Source organism: Methylovorus sp. MP688 (assembly GCF_000183115.1).
Classification (GTDB): domain Bacteria; phylum Pseudomonadota; class Gammaproteobacteria; order Burkholderiales; family Methylophilaceae; genus Methylovorus; species Methylovorus glucosotrophus.
In genome coordinates, this window is sequence record NC_014733.1 from 2,163,696 (window position 1) to 2,186,861 (window position 23,166).

General features: G+C 55.6%; 26 protein-coding genes. 22 read left to right on the plus strand and 4 right to left on the minus strand.

Annotation, left to right across the window (positions count from 1 at the left end; genetic code table 11):
• Positions 1-76: 76 nt before the first annotated feature.
• Together MPQ_RS10235 and MPQ_RS10240 are read left to right on the plus strand one after the other, a co-directional pair.
• Positions 77-997 (plus strand): branched-chain amino acid transaminase, encoded by a 921-nt coding sequence (locus tag MPQ_RS10235; protein ID WP_013442868.1) that lies wholly within the window; start codon positions 77-79, stop codon positions 995-997.
• Between the two features lie 18 nt (positions 998-1,015).
• On the plus strand, positions 1,016-1,210 hold the full coding sequence (locus tag MPQ_RS10240) for a zinc-finger domain-containing protein (protein ID WP_013442869.1): 195 nt from the start codon (positions 1,016-1,018) through the stop codon (positions 1,208-1,210).
• Positions 1,211-1,228: 18 nt separating this feature from the next.
• Here the strand turns inward: MPQ_RS10240 and murI are convergent, their stop codons facing one another.
• On the minus strand, positions 1,229-2,050 hold the full coding sequence (gene murI / locus MPQ_RS10245) for a glutamate racemase (RefSeq protein ID WP_041362840.1): 822 nt from the start codon (positions 2,048-2,050) through the stop codon (positions 1,229-1,231).
• A gap of 113 nt (positions 2,051-2,163) precedes the next feature.
• Here murI and MPQ_RS10250 point away from each other — a divergent pair, with 113 nt between their 5' ends.
• The 6 genes from MPQ_RS10250 (at position 2,164) to MPQ_RS10275 (ending at position 6,304) form a co-directional block, all read left to right on the plus strand.
• A complete protein-coding gene (locus MPQ_RS10250; protein ID WP_013442871.1) occupies positions 2,164-2,715 on the plus strand; it encodes a cob(I)yrinic acid a,c-diamide adenosyltransferase in 552 nt (183 codons plus the stop codon).
• A gap of 172 nt (positions 2,716-2,887) precedes the next feature.
• Positions 2,888-3,088 (plus strand): YezD family protein, encoded by a 201-nt coding sequence (locus tag MPQ_RS10255; protein WP_013442872.1) that lies wholly within the window; start codon positions 2,888-2,890, stop codon positions 3,086-3,088.
• A gap of 60 nt (positions 3,089-3,148) precedes the next feature.
• Positions 3,149-4,582, plus strand: coding sequence for an OprO/OprP family phosphate-selective porin (locus MPQ_RS10260; RefSeq protein WP_013442873.1), 1,434 nt, complete (start codon positions 3,149-3,151; stop codon positions 4,580-4,582).
• A 30-nt stretch (positions 4,583-4,612) separates the two neighbouring features.
• Positions 4,613-5,623 (plus strand): sulfate ABC transporter substrate-binding protein, encoded by a 1,011-nt coding sequence (locus MPQ_RS10265; RefSeq protein ID WP_013442874.1) that lies wholly within the window; start codon positions 4,613-4,615, stop codon positions 5,621-5,623.
• A 68-nt stretch (positions 5,624-5,691) separates the two neighbouring features.
• Positions 5,692-6,033, plus strand: a complete 342-nt coding sequence (locus tag MPQ_RS10270; protein ID WP_013442875.1) for a DUF2325 domain-containing protein — start codon at positions 5,692-5,694, stop codon at positions 6,031-6,033.
• 55 nt (positions 6,034-6,088) lie between these two features.
• Complete coding sequence (locus MPQ_RS10275; RefSeq protein WP_013442876.1) at positions 6,089-6,304, plus strand: molybdopterin-binding protein; 216 nt, start codon at positions 6,089-6,091, stop codon at positions 6,302-6,304.
• Positions 6,305-6,417: 113 nt separating this feature from the next.
• On the opposite strand, the gene MPQ_RS10280 is transcribed toward MPQ_RS10275, so the two are convergent.
• Genes MPQ_RS10280 through epsC form a run of 3 tightly spaced genes read right to left on the minus strand, consistent with a single transcriptional unit; the run spans position 6,418 to position 10,247 of the window.
• Positions 6,418-8,289 (minus strand): family 2A encapsulin nanocompartment cargo protein cysteine desulfurase, encoded by a 1,872-nt coding sequence (locus tag MPQ_RS10280; RefSeq protein ID WP_013442877.1) that lies wholly within the window; start codon positions 8,287-8,289, stop codon positions 6,418-6,420.
• A complete protein-coding gene (locus MPQ_RS10285) occupies positions 8,276-9,193 on the minus strand; it encodes a family 2A encapsulin nanocompartment shell protein (protein ID WP_013442878.1) in 918 nt (305 codons plus the stop codon). The genes MPQ_RS10280 and MPQ_RS10285 overlap by 14 nt, the downstream gene beginning before the upstream one ends.
• 49 nt (positions 9,194-9,242) lie before the next feature.
• On the minus strand, positions 9,243-10,247 hold the full coding sequence (gene epsC / locus MPQ_RS10290) for a serine O-acetyltransferase EpsC (protein WP_013442879.1): 1,005 nt from the start codon (positions 10,245-10,247) through the stop codon (positions 9,243-9,245).
• Positions 10,248-10,557: 310 nt separating this feature from the next.
• On the opposite strand from epsC, the gene MPQ_RS10295 reads away from it, so the two are divergent.
• The 14 genes from MPQ_RS10295 (at position 10,558) to MPQ_RS10360 (ending at position 23,144) form a co-directional block, all read left to right on the plus strand.
• Positions 10,558-11,541: a sulfate ABC transporter substrate-binding protein gene (locus MPQ_RS10295; RefSeq protein WP_013442880.1), complete on the plus strand. Its 984-nt coding sequence runs from the start codon at positions 10,558-10,560 to the stop codon at positions 11,539-11,541.
• A gap of 12 nt (positions 11,542-11,553) precedes the next feature.
• Positions 11,554-12,423 carry an EAL domain-containing protein gene (locus tag MPQ_RS10300; protein WP_013442881.1) on the plus strand — a complete coding sequence of 290 codons (870 nt, stop codon included), beginning with the start codon at positions 11,554-11,556 and terminating at the stop codon, positions 12,421-12,423.
• A 185-nt stretch (positions 12,424-12,608) separates the two neighbouring features.
• Entirely contained in the window at positions 12,609-13,442 is an 834-nt protein-coding gene (cysT, locus tag MPQ_RS10305; RefSeq protein ID WP_015830730.1) for a sulfate ABC transporter permease subunit CysT, read from the plus strand.
• Positions 13,443-13,467: 25 nt separating this feature from the next.
• On the plus strand, positions 13,468-14,364 hold the full coding sequence (cysW, locus tag MPQ_RS10310) for a sulfate ABC transporter permease subunit CysW (RefSeq protein ID WP_013442883.1): 897 nt from the start codon (positions 13,468-13,470) through the stop codon (positions 14,362-14,364).
• Between the two features lie 11 nt (positions 14,365-14,375).
• Positions 14,376-15,443: a sulfate/molybdate ABC transporter ATP-binding protein gene (locus MPQ_RS10315; protein ID WP_013442884.1), complete on the plus strand. Its 1,068-nt coding sequence runs from the start codon at positions 14,376-14,378 to the stop codon at positions 15,441-15,443.
• 138 nt (positions 15,444-15,581) lie between these two features.
• Complete coding sequence (locus tag MPQ_RS10320) at positions 15,582-16,868, plus strand: OmpP1/FadL family transporter (RefSeq protein ID WP_013442885.1); 1,287 nt, start codon at positions 15,582-15,584, stop codon at positions 16,866-16,868.
• An 84-nt stretch (positions 16,869-16,952) separates the two neighbouring features.
• Positions 16,953-17,381, plus strand: a complete 429-nt coding sequence (locus MPQ_RS10325) for a YeeE/YedE family protein (RefSeq protein ID WP_013442886.1) — start codon at positions 16,953-16,955, stop codon at positions 17,379-17,381.
• 23 nt (positions 17,382-17,404) lie between these two features.
• Positions 17,405-17,809, plus strand: a complete 405-nt coding sequence (locus MPQ_RS10330) for a DUF6691 family protein (protein ID WP_013442887.1) — start codon at positions 17,405-17,407, stop codon at positions 17,807-17,809.
• Between the two features lie 118 nt (positions 17,810-17,927).
• Complete coding sequence (gene pcnB / locus MPQ_RS10335) at positions 17,928-19,295, plus strand: polynucleotide adenylyltransferase PcnB (protein ID WP_013442888.1); 1,368 nt, start codon at positions 17,928-17,930, stop codon at positions 19,293-19,295.
• On the plus strand, positions 19,292-19,780 hold the full coding sequence (gene folK, locus MPQ_RS10340; RefSeq protein WP_013442889.1) for a 2-amino-4-hydroxy-6-hydroxymethyldihydropteridine diphosphokinase: 489 nt from the start codon (positions 19,292-19,294) through the stop codon (positions 19,778-19,780). Before pcnB ends, folK begins: the two co-directional genes overlap by 4 nt.
• Before the next feature lie 4 nt (positions 19,781-19,784).
• Complete coding sequence (locus MPQ_RS10345) at positions 19,785-20,432, plus strand: deoxynucleoside kinase (RefSeq protein WP_013442890.1); 648 nt, start codon at positions 19,785-19,787, stop codon at positions 20,430-20,432.
• A gap of 2 nt (positions 20,433-20,434) precedes the next feature.
• Complete coding sequence (gene panB / locus MPQ_RS10350) at positions 20,435-21,247, plus strand: 3-methyl-2-oxobutanoate hydroxymethyltransferase (RefSeq protein WP_013442891.1); 813 nt, start codon at positions 20,435-20,437, stop codon at positions 21,245-21,247.
• Between the two features lie 26 nt (positions 21,248-21,273).
• Positions 21,274-22,116, plus strand: a complete 843-nt coding sequence (gene panC / locus MPQ_RS10355) for a pantoate--beta-alanine ligase (protein ID WP_013442892.1) — start codon at positions 21,274-21,276, stop codon at positions 22,114-22,116.
• Complete coding sequence (locus MPQ_RS10360) at positions 22,116-23,144, plus strand: alpha/beta hydrolase (RefSeq protein ID WP_013442893.1); 1,029 nt, start codon at positions 22,116-22,118, stop codon at positions 23,142-23,144. The genes panC and MPQ_RS10360 overlap by 1 nt, the downstream gene beginning before the upstream one ends.
• The last annotated feature ends 22 nt before the right edge of the window (positions 23,145-23,166 follow it).

A 23,166-nucleotide genomic window follows, 5' to 3' on the forward strand; every position in this document is an offset into this window, starting at 1 on the left:
TTTCGGCTATTCAAATACAAGGGCTTGCGATTACAATGATGCTTTTAATAGCTTTAGTATTGATGGAGAACTGAAGATGTCGATGGCTGACCGTGATGGTCTAATTTGGTATGACGGCAAAATGGTGCCATGGCGTGAGGCAACCACGCATGTTTTAACCCACACATTGCATTATGGGATGGGGGTTTTTGAAGGCGTGCGCGCATACAAAACCGATAAAGGCACGGCCATTTTCCGCTTGAAAGAACATACGGATCGCCTGTTTCGTTCCGCGCATATTCTGGGCATGAAAATGCCTTTCGACAAAGCGACTGTTGTGGAAGCGCAAAAAGCCGCTGTGCGCGAAAATAATCTTGAATCAGCCTACATGCGCCCGATGGCATTTTACGGTGCTGAAGCCATGGGCATTTCGGCCAAGACACTGTCTACGCACCTGATCGTTGCCGCATGGAAATGGGGCGCCTACATGGGTGAAGAAGCCCTTGAGCGTGGCATTCGCGTCAAGACCTCGTCCTTTTCGCGTCACCATGTGAACATCACCATGTGTAAAGCCAAGGCAAATGGCAACTACATGAACTCCATCCTGGCACATCAGGAAGCCGCCGCTGACGGCTATGACGAAGCCCTGCTACTGGACGTGGATGGTTTTGTTGCCGAAGGTTCCGGCGAGAACATTTTCATCGTACGTAATGGCAAGATTTACACGCCAGACCTGACCAGTGCGCTGGAAGGTATTACCCGCGACACCATCGTGCAACTGGCTGCCGAGCTTGGTTATACCGTGATTGAAAAGCGCATTACCCGCGACGAAGTCTACTCCGCTGACGAAGCGTTCTTCACTGGCACCGCCGCTGAAGTCACGCCGATTCGCGAGCTGGATAATCGCGCTATCGGCTTGGGCAAACGCGGCCCGGTTACCGAGCAACTGCAGAAGATGTATTTTGATGTGGTTACCGGAAAGTCCGCCAAGCACATGGACTGGCTCACCATCGTTTAAATCAACAAAGGGAACATCATGGCATACGAAGCAAAAGAGATTGAAGTCACAGCCAGCGACCTGCCGCTGCACTGCCCGACCAAGGAAGTCTCGTTATGGTGTTCCCATCCCCGCGTATTTCTTGACATCACCGCTAGCGGTCAAGCCATGTGCCCCTATTGCGGCACCAAGTACAGGCTGAAAGCAGGCGAAGCTGTCGCCCATCATCACTAAAACAATGTTGGCCAGTGCTTAAACTGGCAAGCGCATCACTTCAACGGGTGTGCCCCACAACAGGCTGGTCACTGACTGCGCTGATAACCCATCGGCGTTACTCCAGAACTCCGTTACGCCAGGCATCTTGTAAGAGTCATCTTTGAGCAGGTCTGCTTCTTGCAGACGGTGCTTCAACTGCCGCGCGACTGCCGCTCCGGTATCGATAATGGCTACCTCCGGCCCGGCAAGCTCTTCAATCAGCGGTCGCACAAAAGGATAATGCGTACACCCAAGCACCAGGGTATCTGCACCAGCCTCGAGCAAAGGCTGGATATACTTTTCCAGTAATTGCCGTGTATCAGCCGTTTGCAATTCCCCACGCTCAATACACTCCACCAGGCCAACACAAGCCTGCGTTTCCACCCGCACCTGACGGCCGTAGCTCTCAAGTAAGGCGGCAAACTGCGCGCTTTGCAGTGTACCACTGGTCGCAAGCACGCCGATCACGCCGGAGCGTGTGGCAGCAGCAGCTGGCTTAACCGCGGGCTCCATGCCAATAATCGGGATAGCATAACGACTTCTTAGTTCACTGATAGCCGCAGCCGTGGCCGTATTGCATGCCACCACCAAGGCCTTGGCGCCACGCGAAATGAGAAAGTCTGATAACTGGATGGCACGATCAATAATAAATGCCTGCGATTTGCTGCCATAAGGCGCATGCATGGAATCAGCAGCATAGATCAGCGACTCCTGCGGTAGCGCCTGGCGAATATGGGCAAGCACCGACAAACCGCCAACGCCGGAATCAAAGACACCAACCGGGGAATCATGGCCGGCGGAAGATAAGGTAGCGACCACAGTAAAATAAGTCGTGAAAAAATAATGAATCGCGCCAGTGTAGCTGAACTTGCAAAGGCGTGACACAGTCATTCAGCCGCGTACTACAATTCAGCCTTCTTCAGGAGATCATCATGGGCAATCGACTTAGTAAAATCTACACACGTACCGGCGATGAAGGCGATACAGGCTTGGGCGATGGCTCACGCATTGCCAAAGACAGCCTTCGGGTAAATGCCATGGGCACGGTAGATGAGCTGAATGCCATCATAGGCATCTTGCTGACGGAGTCACTACCTGCGGACATCGCCTCGCACCTGACGCGCATCCAGCATGACCTGTTCGATCTGGGCGGCGAACTCTGCATTCCTGGCCACAGCATGGTCAAGGCTGAGCGTGTAGATGACCTGGAAAACACACTGGACGCGCTTAATGAACATCTGACTCCACTCAAGGAATTCATTCTTCCCGGGGGATCGCGCGCTGCCGCGTATTGCCACCTGGCGCGCACGGTCTGCCGCCGGGCAGAACGCGAGGTGGTCGAACTTTCCCGCTCCGAACAAGTGACACCCGTCGCGCGCAGCTATTTGAATCGGCTGTCAGACTTGCTTTTCGTACTCTGCCGCTATATCAACAAGGTGCAAGGTGTCGCTGATGTTTTATGGCAGAACGACAGCCGCCAATAAATACCCTATCAAGCACTAAAAATGAGAGCCAAGCCCAACAGATCTGTTGGGCTTTTATTCTGAGTTTAATATTCTTTTAAATTATAAAATTATAAAAACAAATTATTTTTTATTATTAAATTAGCTTGGTAAAGTGCGCAGCATTCGATTCATATTGCTGGAGCAACGTGCCATGTCCCAACCGTTCAATACCTCACTCTCTTCCGAGGTCGTACAGGAAATCCTGCGTGCCGTGGAGCAATTGCGCTTTGGCGCTGTAGAGATCACGGTACACGATGGTCGCGTCACTCAAATCGAGCGTCGCGAAAAAGTCCGCTTCGGCAATGAACAGCAAAAGTCCAAGCCTACTGCAACCGCAGCGGCCGCAATCTAGTTTAAAAATATCGATGACCTGACCGGACCGCCGGAAGCAATAAATTTACAGGGGCTCATCATGCAATTCAAAATCAATAAGATCACTTCCGCACTGCTCGCTAGCGGGCTTTTACTGGCCACGCACAGTGCATTCGCTGCCGATCCAGAAATCGAAGCATTGCGTCAAACTATTCTGGACCTTGATCAAAAGATCAAAGTCCTGGAGCGTAAAAATGAAATCGCTGCTGAAGAAGCAACCGCTAAAAAGAAAGAAACGCCGGTAGTGAATGCTGGCCCTAATGGCTTCGGTATCAAGTCTGCCGATGGTCAGTTTGAATACAGCCTGAAGGGCTTGATTCAGCTGGATTACCGTCATTTTGACAAGCCTGACCATACCGCAAATGCCGATGACGGCTTTACCGCTCGCCGTATCCGCCCAACATTCCAGGGCACCTTGTTTGGCAAATATGATTTCCGCTTCACCCCTGAGTTTGGTGAAACATTGAATAACAATGCCACAACTCCATCCAGCAATAACTCGCGCGTGATTGATGCCTATGTCGATGCCCGTTTCGACCCAGCATTCAAAATCCGCGCTGGTAAATTCAAGCCGTTCGTAGGCTTGGAGCGCTTGCAAGGCGGCGGTGACATCAAGTTCATCGAGCGCAGTTATGTCAGCAACAACTTCCTGCCTAACCGCGGCCTGGGCGCCTCGATTTATGGCGATGTACTGGATAGCAAAGTGAGCTACGCAGTCGGCGTTTTCAACGGCACAGTAGATGGCGGCGAAGAAAACACACGCATCGACACTGACAATGACAAAGATTACACCGCCCGCATTTTCACTACCCCATTCAAGGGTAGCGATAGCGTGCTGGAAGGTCTGGGCTTCGGTATTGCCGGCACCTACACAAACTCTGCCACAGGCGCATTGCCCAGCTACAAGGCTCCATCCCAGCAGCTCAACTTCTTTACCTACAACACCGGTACCGTGGGTGATGGTAGTCGCGTACGTGTTTCGCCACAGGCTTACTACTACTACGGCCCATTCGGTGTGATTGCCGAATACGCCCGGACCTCCCAGGAAGTTCGCAATGCCGCAGATACTGTGCATGACACCCTGAAGAATGATGCCTGGCAGATCGCAGCCTCGTGGGTACTGACCGGCGAAGATGCTTCCTTCAAGAGCGTCAAGCCGAAGAACCCATTTGAAACCGGCAAGGATGGCTGGGGCGCATGGGAACTGGTGGCCCGCTACCAGGAAAACAGCATCGACAGCAGCGCATTCGGTACAGCCGCTTCTGGCGTAGCTGCACGTTTTGCCAACCCGACCGCCAGCGCCAAGGAAGCAAAAACCTGGGGTATTGGTGTGAACTGGTACCTCAACCAGTGGGTACGCCTGGCAACCAACTACGAGCAGACCAAGTTTGACGGCGGTGCTGGTACCTTTGCCAACATTCAAGACCGTGAAGACGAGCGCATTCTGTTCAGCCGTTTGCAGTTCCAGTTTTAACCAGACAACTTGAGAGACAGGAAAATATCAATGAAAACGATTATTCAACATTTGCGTAGCGCTGCAGTAGCGCTTGCCCTGGCGGCGCCTCTGGCGGCGTCGGCGGCCGACGTCAGCCTGCTGAATGTGTCTTACGACCCAACCCGCGAACTGTATCAGGACTTCAACGCGGCATTTGCCAAGTACTGGAAAGCCAAGACCGGCGACAATGTCACCATCAAGGCTTCCCATGGCGGCTCTGGCAAACAAGGTCGTGCCATCATCGATGGTCTGGAAGCTGACGTTGCTACCCTGGCACTGGCGTATGACATTGATGCGCTGTACGAGAAAGGCAAGCTGATCCCCAAGGATTGGCAAAAACGCCTGCCACACAACAGCTCGCCTTACACCTCCACCATCGTATTCCTGGTGCGCAAGGGTAATCCGAAAAACATCAAGGATTGGGATGACATTGCACGCCCTGGCATCTCGGTCGTGACCCCCAACCCCAAGACTTCTGGCGGCGCACGCTGGAACTACCTGGCAGCATGGGCCTATGGTCAGCGCAAGTTTAACAACGACGAAACCAAGACCCGCGAATTCATCGGCAAAATCCTGAAGAACGTGCCGGTACTGGATTCCGGTGCACGTGGTGCCACCACCACCTTTGTTGAACGAGGCATCGGCGATGTCCTGCTGGCCTGGGAAAACGAAGCCTTCCTGGCACAAAAGGAACTCGGTCCGGACAAGTTCGAAATCGTGGTGCCTTCGCTGTCCATCCTGGCTGAACCACCTGTCACCGTGGTCGACAAGGTAGTCAACAAGCGTGGTACCCGTGCAGTAGCTGAAGCTTACCTGCAATACCTGTATACCGAAGAAGGTCAGGAAATTGCGGCCAAGAACTACTACCGTCCTACCCTGGAATCCGTAGCCAAGAAGTACGAAAAGAACTTCCCCAAACTGAATCTGGTAACGGTGGATAGTGAATTCGGTGGTTGGCAAAAAGCGCAGAAAACGCACTTTTCTGACGGCGGTACGTTTGACCAGATTTACCTGAAGTAAACACACTTCCAACATCAGGGGCCTTCCGGACAAAATTCGGTGGCCCCTTTCAACAGGAGACTCTCACCATGAGTACAGCATTGATAGTAGGCGGCGACCAGATAGACGGCATTAAACAAGTACTAGCCCAGCACGGCATTACCCGCATCGACCATTGGTCTGGGCGCAAAGTCGGCGATGGCAAGAAAACCATCCCACACAACACAGAACTCATTGTGCTGGTCACCAACTGGATCAGCCACACCTTTACCCACAAAATCAAGCAGACGGCAGCCAAACGCGGCGTGCGGATTGTCTACACGCCGAATGGTCCGGCTGCTCTGCAGGCCAGATTGGAAAAGCTGAATCTGGACAACCTGTCGGAGGGCGAATGTCCATCCGGCAAACATCACTGGGCCATCGCAGCCTGATCACCCCCAGCGCAATACCCCCGAACTGTCTTTTACTGCCGCAAAGGAGGCTCCCATGACCATCAAAGCCATTAATGTGCGCAACCAGCTACGGGGACGCATTGTTGAAATTCTCACTGGACCGGTATTATCCGAAGTGGATATAGAAACAGCTGGCGGCATTGTCACGTCGGTGATTACCACCCGTTCAGTCACCGAGTTGAATCTGCAAGTCGGAACGGAAGTGCTGGCGCTGATCAAGGCCACCGAAGTTTCCATCGCCAAGATATAAATCTCAGCGTTTAAATTAAGCAACTAAAAAAGCCGATGGCACTCTGCCACCGGCTTTTTGTTTTGCTGCTTGATTTGTTTTGCTACTTGAGTAGCACAGCTGGAGAGGCTTGCTTAGCGGGTACGGGCCAGCTTTTGCAATACATCCACCATCACATCGACTTCCTGTGCGGTGTTGTAAAACGCCAGCGATGGTCGCACCGTCGTTTCCACACCGAAGCGACGCAGAATAGGCTGAGCGCAATGATGCCCGGAGCGCACGGCAATGCCCTCTTCGTTCAAGGCGGCACCGACTTCCTCACTCTTATACCCAGGCAAACTGAAGGACAACACGCTGGCCTTTTCACGGGCGGTACCAATCAGGCGCAAGCCCGGCACCTTGCACATGGCAGCCGTGGCATACACCAGCAAGTCATGCTCATACCTTGCAATGTTGTCGATACCCAGACGCTCTACATATTGCAGCGCCGCCCCCATGCCCACCGCATCGGCGATATTGCCCGTGCCAGCTTCAAACTTGGCGGGCGCTTCGTGATAAACGGTTTTTTCAAAGGTGACATCCTGAATCATATTGCCGCCACCTTGCCATGCGGGCATCTCGGCCAGCACATCCGCCTTGCCATAGAGCGCACCAATGCCCGTCGGGCCAAACACCTTGTGACCAGAGAACACAAAAAAGTCACAATCGAGCGCCGTCATATCGCTACGCATGTGCGATACAGACTGCGCACCATCCAGCAGGACTTTTGCGCCAGCGGCATGCGCCATCTGGATCATTTCACGGGCAGGCGTCACTGTACCCAGTGCATTGGAAACCTGAGTGAATGACACCAGCTTGGTACGCGAAGTCAGCAGCTTCTGGTATTCATCAAGCAATACCTGACCACTATCATCCACGGGGGCCACACGCAGCCTGGCACCGGTTTCCTGACATAACTGCTGCCAGGGCACGATATTGGCATGGTGCTCCAGATGCGAAATCAGGATCTCATCTCCCTCGCGCAGATGCTTCTTGCCCCAGGTTTTGGCCACCAGATTAATCGCTTCGGTCGTCCCGCGCACAAACACCACATTATTTACCGAAGGTGCGTTGATGAAGCGACGCACTGTTTCGCGCGCCTCCTCATACGCATCGGTAGCGCGCGCAGCCAACGCATGCGCGGCCCGATGAATATTGGAATTTTCATGCTGGTAGAAATACGCCAGGCGGTCGATAACGACTTGTGGTTTTTGCGTGGTCGCCGCGTTGTCCAGCCAGATGAGTGGACGGCCATTCACCTGCTCACGCAGAATCGGAAAATCCTTGCGGACCAGATTCGCATCAAAGGGAGGATGCGCCGAAGGTGCCAAAGCGCCGCCCTGCTGCACGCCGGGATTCAGCGAATTGACCGATGCACCCTGCAAAAAGTAATACGGACTGACCGCAGGCTGCGCGCTCGCCGCTGATGCAGGCGTGCTCGACGGTGACAGCAAGCCCTGCAGATCGCTCGCATAGGGAATCTCAACGCTGCCCAGCAAACGACTGATCTCCAGATCACCGCCAAATGGCACGCCCAGTGCAGGTTGATATTGCCCAGCACTCGCTGTCGCCGCTGCACTGGCGATATCCAGCTGCGGCGGCAGCAAGGATGGATCCGTTAACTGAATGCTTTCGAGTCCGACCGAAGAGGCATGTGGATGCGAAGTCACTGGAGCAGCAGGGCCTGGTGAGCCGGTACGAATCCCAGCTGCCTGGCCTGAGCTATCGGGCAAAGCAGTGGTGGTGTACACATCTGGCGTACTGCCAAAGGGCGCTCCTGCGGGAAAACCCTCGGCGTAAAGCTCATTGGCAATACGTGCCAGTTCGCTCACATCCAGATGCCCAGACTCTGATGCGGCCCGGCCAACTGCCAGGCCCGCCGCCATGCGGGGATGATCCCCCGGCAATGCAGCCAGAATGGCTTCCGGCTCAAAGGCCGAAAGATCGTTGAAGTTACTTGTAGTCATAGTAGTTGTCCACGCTGACATTCTCCAGCACGGCAATCGCATCATCGGTCAGAACAGCAACCGAGCAATACAGGGACACGAGATAGGAAGCAATCGCCTTGTGGTTGATCCCCATAAAGCGCACCGACAGGCCCATGCTTTGCTGACCTGGCAAATTAGGCTGATACAGACCCACCACGCCCTGACGGCTTTCACCGGTGCGCAACAGCAGAATATTGGTTTTACCCTTGGTGACCTTCAGCTTGTCGCAAGGAATCAGCGGAATACCACGCCATGTCAGGAACTGCGAGCCAAACATCGCCACGGTAGGTGGAGGCACGCCACGACGTGTACATTCGCGACCGAAAGCCGCAATTGCTTGGGGATGCGCCAGGAAGAATGCGGGCTCTTTCCATACCTTGCTGATCAGTTCGTCGAGGTCGTCTGGTGTTGGAGCGCCAGTACGGGACTTCACCTTCTGCGAGTCAGCCACATTGTTCAGCAAGCCATACTCGGCATTGTTGATCAGTTCGCTTTCCTGACGCTCTTTGACCGTTTCAATGGTCAGGCGCAACTGTTCGCGGATCTGGTTGTGCGGGCTGCTGTACAGATCGGATACGCGGGTGTGTACATCCACCACGGTATTCACGGCGTTCAGCACATACTCACGGCCCCATTCTTCGTAGTCAACAAAGGTGGCGGGCAACTCGCGCTCATCCTTGTTGGAACAATCCACTTCAATCGCATTCGGATTCTTGGCCTTGTTAACGCGATAGATACCAGCTTCTACAGGCACCCATTGCAGCAAATGCACCAGCCAGCGCGGGGTAATCGTGCTGAGCATGGGCACCGTTTTGGTGGCATTGGCTAGCGTACGGGCCGCTACATCTCCAAGTGCGGTTTGTCCTTCATGAATATCTGCCATTTAAATCTCCTGTTTAATGTGGTTTAGTGTTGCAAGGGGTATAACAGGCCTAGCCGTATTGGGCAGGCCCAGAGGGATTAGCGCCTGGAGTGGCATTGGCGGCCATCTGGCCTTCTGGCAGAGGCAGCACACCGCTGCGCATTTGCGCCTGGGTGATATTGCTGCCTGGTGGCACGCTGTGGGTCAGCCAGACATTGCCACCGATGGAGGAACCGCGTCCGATGGTGATGCGGCCCAGTATCGTCGCGCCGGCATAGACGACGACGTCATCTTCCACAATAGGATGGCGTGCATTGCCTTTGATAAGCACACCACTTTCATCCGCAGGAAAGCGCTTTGCGCCCAAGGTAACAGCCTGATAAAGCCGTACGTGATTGCCAATGATGGTGGTCTCACCGATCACCACACCGGTGCCATGATCGACAAAGAAACTGTCGCCAATCGTGGCGCCGGGATGAATATCAATGCCAGTGCGTGAATGGGCAATTTCGGCAATCATGCGCGCGACGAGCGGCACGCCCAGTTTGTAGAGTTGATGGGCAAGACGGTGGTGAATGATGGCGGTGATACCGGGATAGCACACGAGCACCTCATCGACGCTACGCGCAGCGGGATCGCCCTCATACGCTGCAAGAATATCGGTATCCAGGGTTTGGCGTATGCCGGGAAGCGCGGCAGCAAACTGACTGACGATGGCATGCGCTGAAGGCGCTTCCTCATCCGTCTTGTCAGATTCAAGAGTAGACGCAAATGCCAGCTCCAGCCGAATTTGCGTGTGCAGGTCCTTTAATGCGACATCCAGGGTGTGGCCGACAAAATAATCGAGACCGTCTTCTTTCAAATCGGGCAAGCCGAGACGGTTGGGGAACAAGGCGGCGGCCAGGCCATCCACAATAGCCTCCAGCGCTTTGCGCGAAGGCAGTTTTGGCGGGTTTTGCCTGCGCTTGCGATGCTCCAGCGCATTCAGCCGCACCGTGCGAAGTGCATCCACAATACTGGCAATATCCCAATCAGCACCCGCTGGGGCGACTGTCAAATCCACTGCATCGGTCATCTCGTTATTCCCAAATTGGCGGCCCTAAAAAGCAAAAAAGCCAGCGGCCTCGGCATGAGGCGCACTGGCTTCCGGTTGTCCGGTCAGCAACTGTCTATAACAATCAGTTATAAGCTAATTCTATTTAGTTATTTAAAAAACCGCAAGGTTTATAGAAGTAAAGCTACGCTAAAAAATGCATTGTTTCATGACAAATTGAACGACTTATAATAAATTTTATGAATATAAATATATTTTTATATTCTTTTACATTATTAAAATGGCTGATTATGATGGCGTCCATTCCAAATACAACATTCACGGAGTCCGCATGTTCAAGCGCATCGCCCTCATTGCCCTGCTGTTTTCCCAATCTGCCTGGGCTGACACTACCCTGCTCAATGTCTCTTATGATGTGACGCGCGAATTCTATAAGGATTTCAACCCGGCATTCGCCAGCTACTGGAAGCAAAAAACCGGTGAGACGGTGACCATCAACCAATCTCATGGTGGCTCCAGCAAGCAGGCGCGCGCCGTGGCCGATGGCCTGGATGCGGACGTCATCACCATGAACCAGAGCAATGACATTGACATTCTGTACGAGCGCGGCAAGCTGATCCCCAAGGACTGGCAAAAACGCCTGCCTTATAACAGCTCCCCAACGGCCTCCACCACGGTATTTCTGGTGCGCAAGGGTAACCCCAAGAAAATTCAGGACTGGAATGACCTGGTAAAACCCGGCATTGCCGTGGTGGTGCCTAACCCAAAAACATCAGGCAATGGTCGTTACAGCTACCTTGCCGCCTGGGGATACGCCGTGCGTAATGGCGCAGACGAAACCAAAGCCAAGGACTTTGTCGGCAAGCTTTTCCGTAACGTGCCAGTGCTGGACACTGGCGGCCGTGGCGCCACTACGACCTTTGTGCAACGCGGCATTGGTGATGTCTTGCTGACCTTTGAAAATGAAGTGTTCCTGATCAAGAAGGAGTTGGGTAATGATCAATTTGATGTGGTGTATCCGTCATCCAGCATCCTCGCTGAAAATCCGGTAAGCGTCGTCGACAAAGTCGTCAACAAGCGCAATACCCGTGCAGTTTCTGAGGCATACCTGAATTACCTGTACTCAGAAGAAGGTCAGGAAATCGCAGCGCGCCACTACCTGCGCCCCAAGCTGGAGAGCGTGGCTGCCAAGCATAAGGCCGACTTCAAGGCGATAGACCTCTTTACGGTAGAAGACGTATTTGGCGGCTGGGCCAAAGCACAGAAAACGCATTTTGCAGATGGCGGCATCTTTGACCAAATTTACGCAAAATGAAGGAGCATCAATATGAGCATTCCCCCACAAGATCTGAGTTATCTTGAGACCCTGAAATCCCAGCTGCGCGAATCGCTGCATCTGGACCTGGACGATTATGGCCTGGATGAGCTGTCACGCGGCGAGTTCAGCAATACCTTCCTGGGTATTCAGTTGCATACGGCTTTCCAGCCGATTTACGACAGTGAAGCAGGCGACCTGTTTGGCCACGAAGCTTTCCTGCGCCCTTCTCTGGGTGGCGTACAGGAAGTCAGCCCGCACTTTGCGTTTTACTACGCCGAGCAATCAGGCAAGCTGGTGAAGTTTGACCGCGTCAGCCGTACCTTGCACGTGCTGAATTTCCGCCAGCTGCATGCCGAAAACGGCCTGTTGTTCCTCAATGTGCATACCAAGCTGCTGGCGAGTGTAAATGCCCATGGCAAGGTGTTTGAGCGCATTCTGCACAGCAATTCGGTGCCGACCAACCGCGTGGTGATTGAGATCCAGGAAAGTGCAGTTGACCAGGAAAAGCCTCTGGTAGAAGCCGTGGAAAACTACCGCGATCGCGGCTACAAGATCGCGATTGATGGATTTGGCAGCAAGCATTCCAATCTGGATCGCTTGTGGACGCTCTCCCCTGATTTCGTGAAACTGGATATCCAGTTGATTCAGGAAGCGGAACGCAACCCACGCGTACGCAAGATCATCCCCAAACTGCTCGGCATCATCAGCGACCTGGGCGCGCAACCAGTGATTCAGGGTATCGAAACGCAGACGCAATTTGATATTGCCATTGAATCGGGCGCCAGCCTGTTGCAAGGTTACTTCCTGGGCAAGCCAGTCACGGCAAAGGAACTGCAACCTGTGTCGGTTTTCAAGCCCACCATTCGCGTCGCCGCTTGATGCCCGTTTTTACCATTAAAATCTCCTCCTCTGGACCGGTGTGCATGCCAGGCATGCCCCGGTCGTTTTTTACCGCATTCTAGTTATATCAATATAAAAACATAGTATTTTTATTATATAAGCCGATTTGTTACATTGGCGGCCGATTCAAAGCAAAACTTATTGCAAAGACAACGACGATAAAAATGGCGAAAAGACACCACGTTCTACCTGGATTCAACCTCTCCCTCGGGTACACCATCCTCTATTTGAGCCTGATCGTGCTGATCCCGCTGGGAGCAGCCTTCCTTAAAACCACCGAACTCAGCTTTGCCGAATTCTGGACCACCGTCACGGCGCCACGCGTGCTGGCTTCCTATAAGCTGACGTTTGGCGCTTCCTTGATCGGCGCCTTCATCAACGCGATATTCGGCCTGCTGACTGCCTGGGTGCTGGTGCGCTACACCTTCCCCGGCAAACGCCTGGTGGATGCTTTGGTAGATTTGCCCTTCGCACTGCCGACAGCCGTCGCTGGCATTGCGCTGACAGCAATCTATGCAGGCAACGGCTGGATAGGTTCATTGCTGGAACCGCATGGCATCAAGGTCGCCTTCACCCCATTGGGTGTAGTCGTCGCCCTGACCTTTATTGGCCTGCCGTTTGTGGTGCGCACGGTGCAACCCGTGCTGGAAGATCTGGAAGCGGAAACCGAAGAGGCCGCCGCCAGTCTGGGCGCCAACCGTTGGCAAACCTTCCGCAAGGTGATTCTGCCTGCAATCTGGCCTGCGCTGCTTACCGGGTTTGCATTGGCCTTCGCCCGCGCCGTTGGCGAATACGGCTCGGTGATTTTCATCGCCGGCAATATGCCCATGGTGTCTGAAATCACACCGTTGATCATCATCACCAAGCTTGAGCAATACGACTACACCGGTGCCACTGCCATTGCCGTGGTCATGCTGGTGATCTCCTTCATCCTGTTGCTGGCGATCAATGGCCTGCAATGGTGGAGCAGCCAGCGTAACGCCAAATCCGCCGAATAACATACCAAGTCAAAGGCAAGCACGCATGTCATCTACTGTTTCTCATCTCGGTCATTACCAGGCCAAGGTTGCCCGCAGCCGCGCCACCTCTGAACCGGCGTGGATACGCTGGTCATTGATCGCCATTGCACTGGCGTTCCTCAGCCTGTTCCTGTTCATTCCGCTGGCAGCGGTATTTACCGAAGCCCTGCGCAAGGGCTTTGAAACCTATATCGCGGCCCTGGTCGAGCCGGATGCGCTGTCCGCCATCAAGCTCACCGTGATCGCTGCGGTCATTTCGGTCCCCCTGAACCTGGTATTCGGTGTGGCAGCCGCTTGGGCCATTGCCAAATTCGATTTCAAGGGCAAAAGCGTGCTGATCACGCTGATTGATCTGCCATTTGCCGTATCGCCGGTGATTGCCGGTCTGATCTATGTACTGATCTTTGGCTTGCAAGGCTGGTTTGGCGAATGGCTGATCGATCATGATTACAAAGTGATTTTTGCCATCCCCGGCATTGTGCTGGCCACCGTTTTCGTCACCTTCCCGTTTGTGGCGCGTGAGCTGATTCCACTGATGCAGGCGCAAGGCAAGGAAGAAGAAGAAGCCGCCCTGGTCCTGGGTGCCTCCGGCTGGCAGATACTCTGGCGTGTGACCCTGCCCAATATCAAATGGGGCCTGCTGTACGGTGTCATCCTGACCAATGCCCGTGCCATGGGCGAGTTTGGCGCGGTGTCGGTGGTTTCCGGCCATATCCGCGGCCTGACCAACACCATGCCGCTGCATGTTGAGATTCTCTATAACGAATACAACTACGCTGCCGCGTTTGCCGTGGCATCGCTGCTGGCTTTCCTGGCGCTGGTCACCCTCGCCCTGAAAACCTTCATCGAATGGCAGTCCGCCCGCAGTGCACGCACTACCGAACAATCTTCTGAAGAATAAAAGAGGCCGCAATGAGCATCGCAATTCGCAATATCCATAAACGCTTCGGCAAATTCAATGCCCTGAACAACATCAACCTGGATGTTCCTACGGGTGAACTTGTGGCCTTGCTCGGCCCGTCCGGTTGCGGCAAAACCACATTGCTGCGCATTATTGCCGGGCTGGAAGCCGCAGATGAAGGCAGCATTCTGTTTCATGGCAATGACGCTACCAGCCGCGATGTGCGCGAACGCGAAGTCGGCTTTGTGTTCCAGCATTACGCCCTGTTCCGCCACATGACGGTATTTGAAAACGTGGCGTTTGGCCTGCGTGTACGTCCACGCAAAACACGCCCATCCGAGGCTGAAATCCACCGTCGCGTGCATGCCCTGCTTGAGCTGGTACAGCTGGACTGGCTGGCTGGCCGCTATCCACCGCAGCTCTCTGGCGGTCAGCGTCAGCGTATCGCCTTGGCCCGTGCCCTGGCAGTGGAGCCCAAGGTATTGCTGCTAGATGAGCCATTTGGCGCGCTGGATGCCAAGGTGCGTAAAGACTTGCGTCGCTGGTTGCGTCGCCTGCATGACGAACTGCACATCACCAGCGTATTTGTGACCCACGACCAGGAAGAGGCGCTGGAAGTTGCCGACCGTATCGTGGTCATGAACCAGGGCAATATCGAGCAGATCGGCAGCCCGCAGGAAGTGTATGACAAACCGGCTTCGCCTTTCGTCTACAAGTTCCTGGGCAACGTCAATCAGTTCCATGGCCGTGTGCACGCCGGCAAGGCGCATATCGACACGCTGGCGCTGGATATCGATGACCATCACGAGACCGACAACACGCCTGCCCATGCCTTTGTTCGCCCACACGACATTGAAGTGCTGCGCGAGCGCGGCACCCAGCCCGCATTCAGCGCCGTGGTCAACTATATCAATGCCATCGGCCCACTGGTGCGCATCGAGCTGCAGCGCCAGGACAACCAGAGCATCGTCGAAGCCGAGCTGACGCGCGAACGTTTCCGCGAGCTGGCCCTGCAACAAGGTGAAGCGGTGTATATCCAGCCGCGCAATGTCCGCGTGTTTCTGGATGTGCCCAATTAAACACACCAGCTAAACACCTGACCTGAATCCCAGGCCAACCAGACCACTGGAGGCTAGTACGCAAGTACTAGCCTCTTTTTTTTTCGAGTCGCGCTATTAAAGCCGACCGCACATAACACCAAACAACAGGGAATCATCATGAGCAAATCACATCCGGTATTCCAGGCATTGTCTGCCTCTTCGTCTTCTTTACTATGGCTGGCTCTGGGCACAGCCATTCCCCTGCAGGCCCACGCCACCGATGGCTATTTTTCCCATGGCTATGGCGTCAAGGCACAAGGCGCGGGTGGCGTCGGCATTGCATTGCCGCAAGACACCTTGAGCATCGCCGCCAACCCGGCAGGCCTGGCCGCCATTGGCAATCGCCTGGACATCGGCGCCACCTGGTTCAGACCGGTACGCGATGCTGAAATCGAGGGCAGCCCATCTCCCATCAATGGCAAGTACGACGGTAATGACACCAAAAACTTTCTGATCCCGGAGTTTGGTTACAGCAAGCAGTTGAATGACACCACGACCATCGGTGTCGCCCTGTATGGCAATGGCGGCATGAACACCGACTACAAAAATGGCTTCCCCCTGTTTAACAACACCGGCAGCCGGGTAGGGGTCAATTTCATTCAGGCCTTCGTCACGCCCACCATTGCCTGGAAACTGAGTCCGACCCAATCCGTGGGCATCGGCCTCAATCTGGCCTATCAGCGTTTTGAAGCCAAAGGCCTGCAAAACTTTGCCAATAGCTCCTTTTCATCATCGCCGGACCATGTCACCAATAAAGGCGCAGAAAGCTCCTACGGCGCAGGCCTGCATCTTGGCTGGCAAGGCAAGATCAACGACCAGGTGACCCTGGGTGCGCATTACCAGACCCGCACCTACATGACCAGGTTTGACCGCTACAAAGGCCTGTTTGCCGAACAGGGCGATTTTGATATTCCCGCCAACTTTGGCGTGGGCATTGCCGTCAAGGCCACCCCTGCGCTCACGCTGGCGGGCGACATCCAGCGCATACGCTATAGCGAGGTCGATGCGGTCGGCGCCAGCATCGCCAACTTCTTTACCGCGCAACTAGGCACGGATAACGGCGCAGGCTTTGGCTGGAAAGATGCCACCGTCTTCAAACTGGGCGCGCTGTATGCCTACAGCGAACAACTAACCCTGCGCGCAGGTTACAACCACGTCAACCAGCCTATCCCCAGCAGCCAGACCTTGTTCAATACGCTGGCCCCGGCAGTGGTGGAAGACCATGTCTCCCTCGGTGCTACCTGGAAGTTTGCCAATAGCAGCGAGCTGTCATTCAGCTATACCCATGCCTTTGAAAACGAAATCAAGGGTAGTGGCTCCATTCCTGCCCCGTTTGGGGGTGGCGACGTCAACCTGAAGATGTACCAGGATTCGCTGGGCGTTGCTTACAGCTGGGCACTGTAAAAAGCATGGACAAGGTGTGCGGACAGATGGCGTGCTTTGGCCTAGAATAGCCGCCATCCGCCGTCCCTTCATTAAGGAACCCTCATGATAGCCTGGGCAAACTTCACCCCTGTCCCCGCCTTTGTTGGCGGCTTGCTGATTGGCGTGGCCGCCGCCATGCTGATCCTCCTCAATGGCCGCATTGCCGGGGTAAGCGGCATATTGGGCCGCCTGCTGCAAGGCTGGGGCAAGGAAAGCGCATGGTCCCTGCTGTTTGTATTGGGCCTGGTGTTGGCGCCATGGTTTTACAGCCTGGCAGCCCCGCTGCCGGAAGCCCAGATAGAAGCAGGTCATGCCCGCCTCATCATCGCCGGTTTGCTGGTCGGTATAGGCACACGCCTGGCTTCGGGCTGCACCAGCGGGCACGGCGTATGCGGCCTTTCGCGGCTGTCATTGCGCTCCCTGGCGGCGACCATTACCTTCATGCTGGCAGGCATCGTCACTGTGTCTGTCATTCGCCACCTGCTGGCATAAGCTTCCCTGACTGGACAACCACCATGCGCTTATTGACCGCGTTTGTTTCCGGCCTGATCTTCGGAGTGGGCCTCATCATTTCCGGCATGACCAACCCAGCCAAGGTCATCGGCTTTCTGGATATTTTCGGCCATTGGGACCCTTCGCTCGGCCTGGTGATGGGCGGTGCCATCCTGGTCGGCGTGTTTGCCTTTGCTTATGCCAAAACCCGCAAAACCAGCCTGCTGGGCAATACCATGCAGCTGCCTACGAATCAGGATATTGATAAAAAGCTCTTGGGCGGCAGTCTGCTGTTCGGTATTGGCTGGGGGCTGGCCGGCTACTGCCCAGGCCCAGCCATTGCCAGCCTGCTGAGCGATTACACTCAGCCCCTGATATTCACCGCCGCCATGCTGGGCGGCATGTGGATCAGCAGCAAACTTTCCTGAGAGCCATCCCCCTCGCGAACCGGCGCGCAGGAATTAGCCTGCGCTGCCAACATATCCGCGACACCTTAGGCTATAATCGCATCATTTAGCGCTTCTGGACCTCAGGCTAAACTTCATAATGATCAGAAAACTGCTGCAACGCGTTTTTAAAGGCTCACCTTCTTCCCCAAAAGCTGGCACGCGTACTGCTAAAACCAGCGGTTCCGTCAATCGCATTCCGGTCAAGACGCATAAAATCAACCGCAAACTGCTGAGTACAGGGGCTATCAAAACCACCGAAGGCCTGCAAAAAGCCGGGTTTGAGGCATTCATCGTTGGCGGCGCCGTGCGCGATCTGCTGCTGAAGAAGCGCCCCAAGGATTTTGATGTCGCGACCAATGCCACGCCCGAGCAGGTAAACCGCGTGTTCCGCCGCTCGCGCATCATTGGTCGGCGCTTTCGCCTGGTGCATGTCCTGTTTGGTGATGAAACGGTGGAAGTATCTACCTTCCGCGGCAGCCACCTGAATGACGATGGCGATGCCAAAATCGCCGACAGCGGCCGCATTCTGCGCGATAACGTATTCGGCAGCCAGGAAGACGACGCCCTGCGGCGCGACTTTACCGCCAACGCTTTGTATTACGACCCTTCCAGCGAAGATGTGCTGGACTTTCACAATGGTTACGAAGATATCCAGGCAGGCATCCTGCGCATGATAGGTGACCCGGTCACGCGCTACCGCGAAGACCCGGTGCGCATGCTGCGCGCCATCCGCCTGTCGGCCAAGCTCGGCCTCAAGCTGGATAAAGCCACCGAAGCGCCTATCCCCAAACTGGCTGACGAACTGCAGGAAGTCCCTGCTTCGCGCCTGTTTGATGAAATGCTCAAGCTGTTCCTTTCCGGCTATGCCATGGAAAGCGTCAAGGCCTTGCGTCAGCATGGGCTGCATCATGGCTTACTGCCTCTGCTCGATGTCGTTCTGGAACAACCCATGGGCGAGCGTTTTGTCACGCTGGCACTGAAAAATACCGATGAGCGCGTGCTGCAGGACAAGCCAGTGTCGCCCAGCTTCCTGTTTGCCACACTGCTCTGGCATGAGGTTCTCACCGCCTGGCAGCAATATCAGGACAATGGCGAGCGCCCTATCCCTGCGCTGCATCTCGCCATGCATGAGGTATGCGATATCCAGGCGGAGAAACTCGCCATACACAAGCGCTACAGCACCACCATGAAGGAAATCTGGGGCATGCAACCGCGCTTTGAGCAACGTTCGGGCAAGCGTCCCTACGCCCTGCTGGAGCATCCACGTTACCGTGCCGCTTATGACTTTCTGCTGTTGCGCTGCGAGTCAGGCGAGTTGCCCATGGAACTGGGCCAATGGTGGACTGACTTTGCCAATACCGATGGCGAACAGCGCAGCGCCATGCTGCAGCCCGCCACCGCCGAACCCAAGAAACGTCGCCGCCGTTCACGCAAAAAACCGGCGGCCAAACCTGAAGCGGCATGAGTCGCGCCTTTGTAGCACTGGGCAGCAACCTCAAGGATCCGCAAGCGCAGGTGAGTTCGGCGCTAACCGCGCTGAACACCTTGCCGGAGACGCAGGTCGTTCGCCCTTCATCGCTTTATCGCACCGCGCCTGTGGGTTACGACAACCAGCCTGATTTCATCAACGCGGTTGCCGAGGTAAACACCACGCTGACGCCGATTGCCCTGCTGCGCGCCCTGCTGGCACTGGAAAACCAGTACGGCCGCGAGCGGCCTTTCCCCAATGCGCCGCGCGTGCTGGACCTCGATCTGCTGCTATATGAAGATGTGCAGATGCAGACCACCGAGCTGACGCTGCCGCATCCGCGCATGCATGAACGTGGCTTTGTCATGCTGCCGCTGGCCGAAATTGCACCAGAACTCAAGATTGCCGATTACGGCACGGCGATTGAGCTGGCTAAAGCTTGCGGCGATCAGGGCGTTATCAAAGTAAAGGCTGAAGGTTAGCACCATGAGTTTGATCGACAAATTTCCCTATATCGTCATTGAAGGCCCGATAGGCAGTGGCAAAACCACGCTTGCGCGCAAGCTGGCAGATAAATTCTCCGTCAATTTGCTGCTGGAAAATGCCGAGAGCAATCCCTTCCTGCCGCGGTTTTATCTGGATGCGCCACGTTACGCCTTGCCTACGCAGCTATTCTTTCTATTTCAGCGTTGCGAACAAATCCGCGACCTGAGCCAGCGCGACCTGTTTGGCAAAGCCACCATCGCCGATTTCTTTCTGGAAAAAGACCCGCTGTTTGCCCGCATGAATCTGGATGACGAAGAGTTTGCCCTCTATCGCCAGATCTACCAGCACCTGCAAGTGCAGGTATCGACGCCTGATCTGGTGATCTACCTGCAAACCCCCGTCGATGCGCTGGCCGAACGCGTCAATCAGCGCAACATCAGCTATGAGCAGGAGATTCCGCGCGAATACCTGAAGCGACTGGCCGATGCCTACAGCGAATTTTTCCACCAGTACGATGCCGCGCCCGTGCTCATCGTCAATAATGAAAATCTCGACATCACCAAGCGCGAAGGTGCGCTGGACCTGCTGATCGAGCGCACCTTGCAGATGCGCGGCCGTCGCGAGTTTTTCAACCCCAATCTGGAATAGGCGTGACCGTACACGATTTACAGACCATGGCGGCCCGCGGCGAAAAAATCGCCATGCTGACCTGCTATGACGCCAGCTTTGCCAAGCTGATGGAAGCCGCTGGGGTGGATGTGCTGCTGGTCGGCGATTCACTGGGCATGGTATTGCAAGGCGCCACTGATACCCTGAGCGTGAGCATGCAGGATATGGTCTACCACACCCGCAGCGTAGCTGCCGGTAGCCGCCACACCCTGATCATGACCGACATGCCGTATGGCAGCTATGAAGCTAGCCCCGAAGAAGCGCTGGATAACGCCAGACAATTGATCGCTGCTGGCGCCCACATCGTCAAGATCGAAGGCGGCGGCCACATGGTGGCGACAGCCCGCCATCTGGTCGCGCATGGCATACCGGTGTGCGCGCATCTGGGCTTCACCCCGCAATCTGTTAAGCAACTGGGCGGCTACAAGATTCAAGGCAAAACCGAGGATAGCGCCAGCCAGATCATGGCCGACGCCGAAGCCATGAGCGCAGCAGGTGTATGCCTGGTATTGATGGAAATGGTGCCCGCGGCGCTGGCTGCCGAAATTACTCGGCGCATTGCCGCGCCCACCATAGGCATAGGCGCAGGTGTCGACTGTAGCGGCCAGGTGCTGGTGATTCAGGATCTGCTGGGCATTTACACCGGACCGGCTGACAAAGATCCGGGCAGCTTCAAATCGCCGCGTTTCGTGCGCAATTTTATGCAGGAAAGCACCAGCATTCAGGAAGCCGTTAGCCGCTACGTGCAGGCAGTCAAATCCGGCGAATTCCCCTCCGTGGCCCACGCTTACTAAGCCTGGCCATTCTCCATCGAGCATTTATGGACATCCTACACAGCGTTACCGAACTCCGCGCCCGCCTCGCTGGCGAAACCCGCATCAGCTTTGTGCCCACCATGGGCAATCTGCATGATGGGCACATCCATCTGGTCAACCTGGCGCGCCAACATGGCGACTGTGTGGTCGTCAGCATTTTCGTCAACCCACTGCAGTTTGGCCCCAACGAAGACCTGGACAACTACCCGCGCACGCTGGAACAGGATTGCGCCCGGCTGCAAGCGGCTGGGGCCGATGTGGTGTTCGCGCCCTCGGTCAGCGAGATGTACCCCACCGCGCAAACCATGACCATCAGCGCCCCGCCTATCGCCGACAGCCTCTGTGGTGCCAGCCGCCCCGGCCATTTTTCCGGTGTCGCCACCGTGGTGATGAAGCTCTTTAACCTGGTACAGCCGCAAGTCGCCATATTCGGTAAAAAGGATTACCAGCAGCTCAGCGTCATTCGCGAGCTGGTGCAGCAATTCAATCTGCCAATCAGCATCATCGGCGGCGAAACCGTGCGCGAGGCCGATGGCCTGGCCATGAGCTCACGCAATGGCTACCTCAGCCCGGCGCAACGGCAAGAGGCCAAGCGCCTGCATGCTGCATTGCAACTGGTGAAGCAGGCGATCCAGAAAGGCAACCATGATTACCCTGCCATCTGCGAACAAACGCGCCAGTATTTGACGCAGCTCGGCTGGATCGTTGATTATATTGAGGTGCGTGCTGCATCTACCCTGCAGCCTGCTACCGCCAAGGATACCCAGCTGGTCGCACTGGCCGCGGCCCGCCTGGGCAAAACGCGGCTGATCGACAATCTGGAATTTGACGCAAGCCACCAGGCTTGATGTATCGCAGCCAGCCGCCGCCCAAGCGGGCTGGTCGCGCTAACCCTCTCACCCGGGAGCTCACCATGCGTTTGCTGGCATTGGTTTTAAGCAGTCTGCTCTTGCTCAGCCATATGGCGGAGGCAGGCCCCCTGCGCGACCTGATCAACAAGCGCGCCGATGCCCGCAGCAGCGAGATGGAAGAGGAAGATGCCGCGGACAGCAGCACAGCGCTTCCTGCAGGCGTAAAGCTACTGGCCGCCATTGCCTACGGCCCGGACAAGCTGCAAAAAATGGATGTGTATCTGCCGCCGCCATCCGCGCAGGCGCCCACTGCTCAAGCCCCGATCATTGTCATGGTGCACGGCGGCGCCTGGCGCATAGGCGACAAAACCCACAGCAAGGTAGTCACGAATAAAATAGCCCGCTGGGTTCCCAAAGGCATCATCCTCGTCTCGCTTAACTACCGCATGCTGCCCGACACTGCGCCCCTGGCACAGGCTGAGGATGTCGCCCTCGCCCTCTCGGTGATCCAGCAAAAAGCGCCCGGCTGGAAAGGCGATTCCGGCCAGCTCATTCTGATGGGGCACTCCGCCGGTGCGCACCTGGTGAGCCTGCTTTCATCACAGCCATCCATCGCCACTGCCTTCGGCGCCAAGCCCTGGCTGGCAACCATCTCGCTGGATAGTGCTGCACTGGATGTCCCCACCATCATGCAGCGCCGTCACCCACGTTTTTATGACCAGGCCTTTGGCAAGGACGCCAACTACTGGCGCGCTACCTCGCCACTGCAGCAGCTCACCCAGCAGTCACTTCCCCTGCTCGCCGTATGCTCCACCCAGCGTCGGGATAACCCCTGCGAACAGGCCTATGGCTATCAGCGCCGGGCGCAGGAACTCGGGGTGCGCGTTGAGGTGCTGGAGCAGAACCTCAACCATGGCGAGATCAATGGTCAACTAGGCCTGGAAAACCCCTATACCAGGCGCGTGGAAAAATTTATATCCGCGCAATCCGCAGGCCTGTCTGAAAAACTGGGCAGCAAGCCCTAGCCCTCCTGCAAGGCGGCATCCG

Bases quoted from the DNA above. Each gene is read 5' to 3' on its own strand.
- MPQ_RS10325 (WP_013442886.1), top strand. From the start codon at position 16,953: ATGATAGCCTGGGCAAACTTCACCCCTGTCCCCGCCTTTGTTGGCGGC.
- MPQ_RS10295 (WP_013442880.1), top strand. From the start codon at position 10,558: ATGTTCAAGCGCATCGCCCTCATTGCCCTGCTGTTTTCCCAATCTGCC.
- MPQ_RS10265 (WP_013442874.1), top strand. From the start codon at position 4,613: ATGAAAACGATTATTCAACATTTGCGTAGCGCTGCAGTAGCGCTTGCC.
- MPQ_RS10260 (WP_013442873.1), top strand. From the start codon at position 3,149: ATGCAATTCAAAATCAATAAGATCACTTCCGCACTGCTCGCTAGCGGG.
- MPQ_RS10320 (WP_013442885.1), top strand. From the start codon at position 15,582: ATGAGCAAATCACATCCGGTATTCCAGGCATTGTCTGCCTCTTCGTCT.
- MPQ_RS10285 (WP_013442878.1), bottom strand. From the start codon at position 9,193: ATGGCAGATATTCATGAAGGACAAACCGCACTTGGAGATGTAGCGGCC.
- pcnB (WP_013442888.1), top strand. From the start codon at position 17,928: ATGATCAGAAAACTGCTGCAACGCGTTTTTAAAGGCTCACCTTCTTCC.
- cysW (WP_013442883.1), top strand. From the start codon at position 13,468: ATGTCATCTACTGTTTCTCATCTCGGTCATTACCAGGCCAAGGTTGCC.
- MPQ_RS10315 (WP_013442884.1), top strand. From the start codon at position 14,376: ATGAGCATCGCAATTCGCAATATCCATAAACGCTTCGGCAAATTCAAT.
- MPQ_RS10330 (WP_013442887.1), top strand. From the start codon at position 17,405: ATGCGCTTATTGACCGCGTTTGTTTCCGGCCTGATCTTCGGAGTGGGC.
- MPQ_RS10360 (WP_013442893.1), top strand. From the start codon at position 22,116: ATGTATCGCAGCCAGCCGCCGCCCAAGCGGGCTGGTCGCGCTAACCCT.
- MPQ_RS10250 (WP_013442871.1), top strand. From the start codon at position 2,164: ATGGGCAATCGACTTAGTAAAATCTACACACGTACCGGCGATGAAGGC.
- MPQ_RS10300 (WP_013442881.1), top strand. From the start codon at position 11,554: ATGAGCATTCCCCCACAAGATCTGAGTTATCTTGAGACCCTGAAATCC.
- MPQ_RS10345 (WP_013442890.1), top strand. From the start codon at position 19,785: ATGAGTTTGATCGACAAATTTCCCTATATCGTCATTGAAGGCCCGATA.
- epsC (WP_013442879.1), bottom strand. From the start codon at position 10,247: ATGACCGATGCAGTGGATTTGACAGTCGCCCCAGCGGGTGCTGATTGG.
- cysT (WP_015830730.1), top strand. From the start codon at position 12,609: ATGGCGAAAAGACACCACGTTCTACCTGGATTCAACCTCTCCCTCGGG.
- MPQ_RS10235 (WP_013442868.1), top strand. From the start codon at position 77: ATGTCGATGGCTGACCGTGATGGTCTAATTTGGTATGACGGCAAAATG.
- panC (WP_013442892.1), top strand. From the start codon at position 21,274: ATGGACATCCTACACAGCGTTACCGAACTCCGCGCCCGCCTCGCTGGC.
- MPQ_RS10275 (WP_013442876.1), top strand. From the start codon at position 6,089: ATGACCATCAAAGCCATTAATGTGCGCAACCAGCTACGGGGACGCATT.
- MPQ_RS10280 (WP_013442877.1), bottom strand. From the start codon at position 8,289: ATGACTACAAGTAACTTCAACGATCTTTCGGCCTTTGAGCCGGAAGCC.
- MPQ_RS10240 (WP_013442869.1), top strand. From the start codon at position 1,016: ATGGCATACGAAGCAAAAGAGATTGAAGTCACAGCCAGCGACCTGCCG.
- MPQ_RS10255 (WP_013442872.1), top strand. From the start codon at position 2,888: ATGTCCCAACCGTTCAATACCTCACTCTCTTCCGAGGTCGTACAGGAA.
- folK (WP_013442889.1), top strand. From the start codon at position 19,292: ATGAGTCGCGCCTTTGTAGCACTGGGCAGCAACCTCAAGGATCCGCAA.
- MPQ_RS10270 (WP_013442875.1), top strand. From the start codon at position 5,692: ATGAGTACAGCATTGATAGTAGGCGGCGACCAGATAGACGGCATTAAA.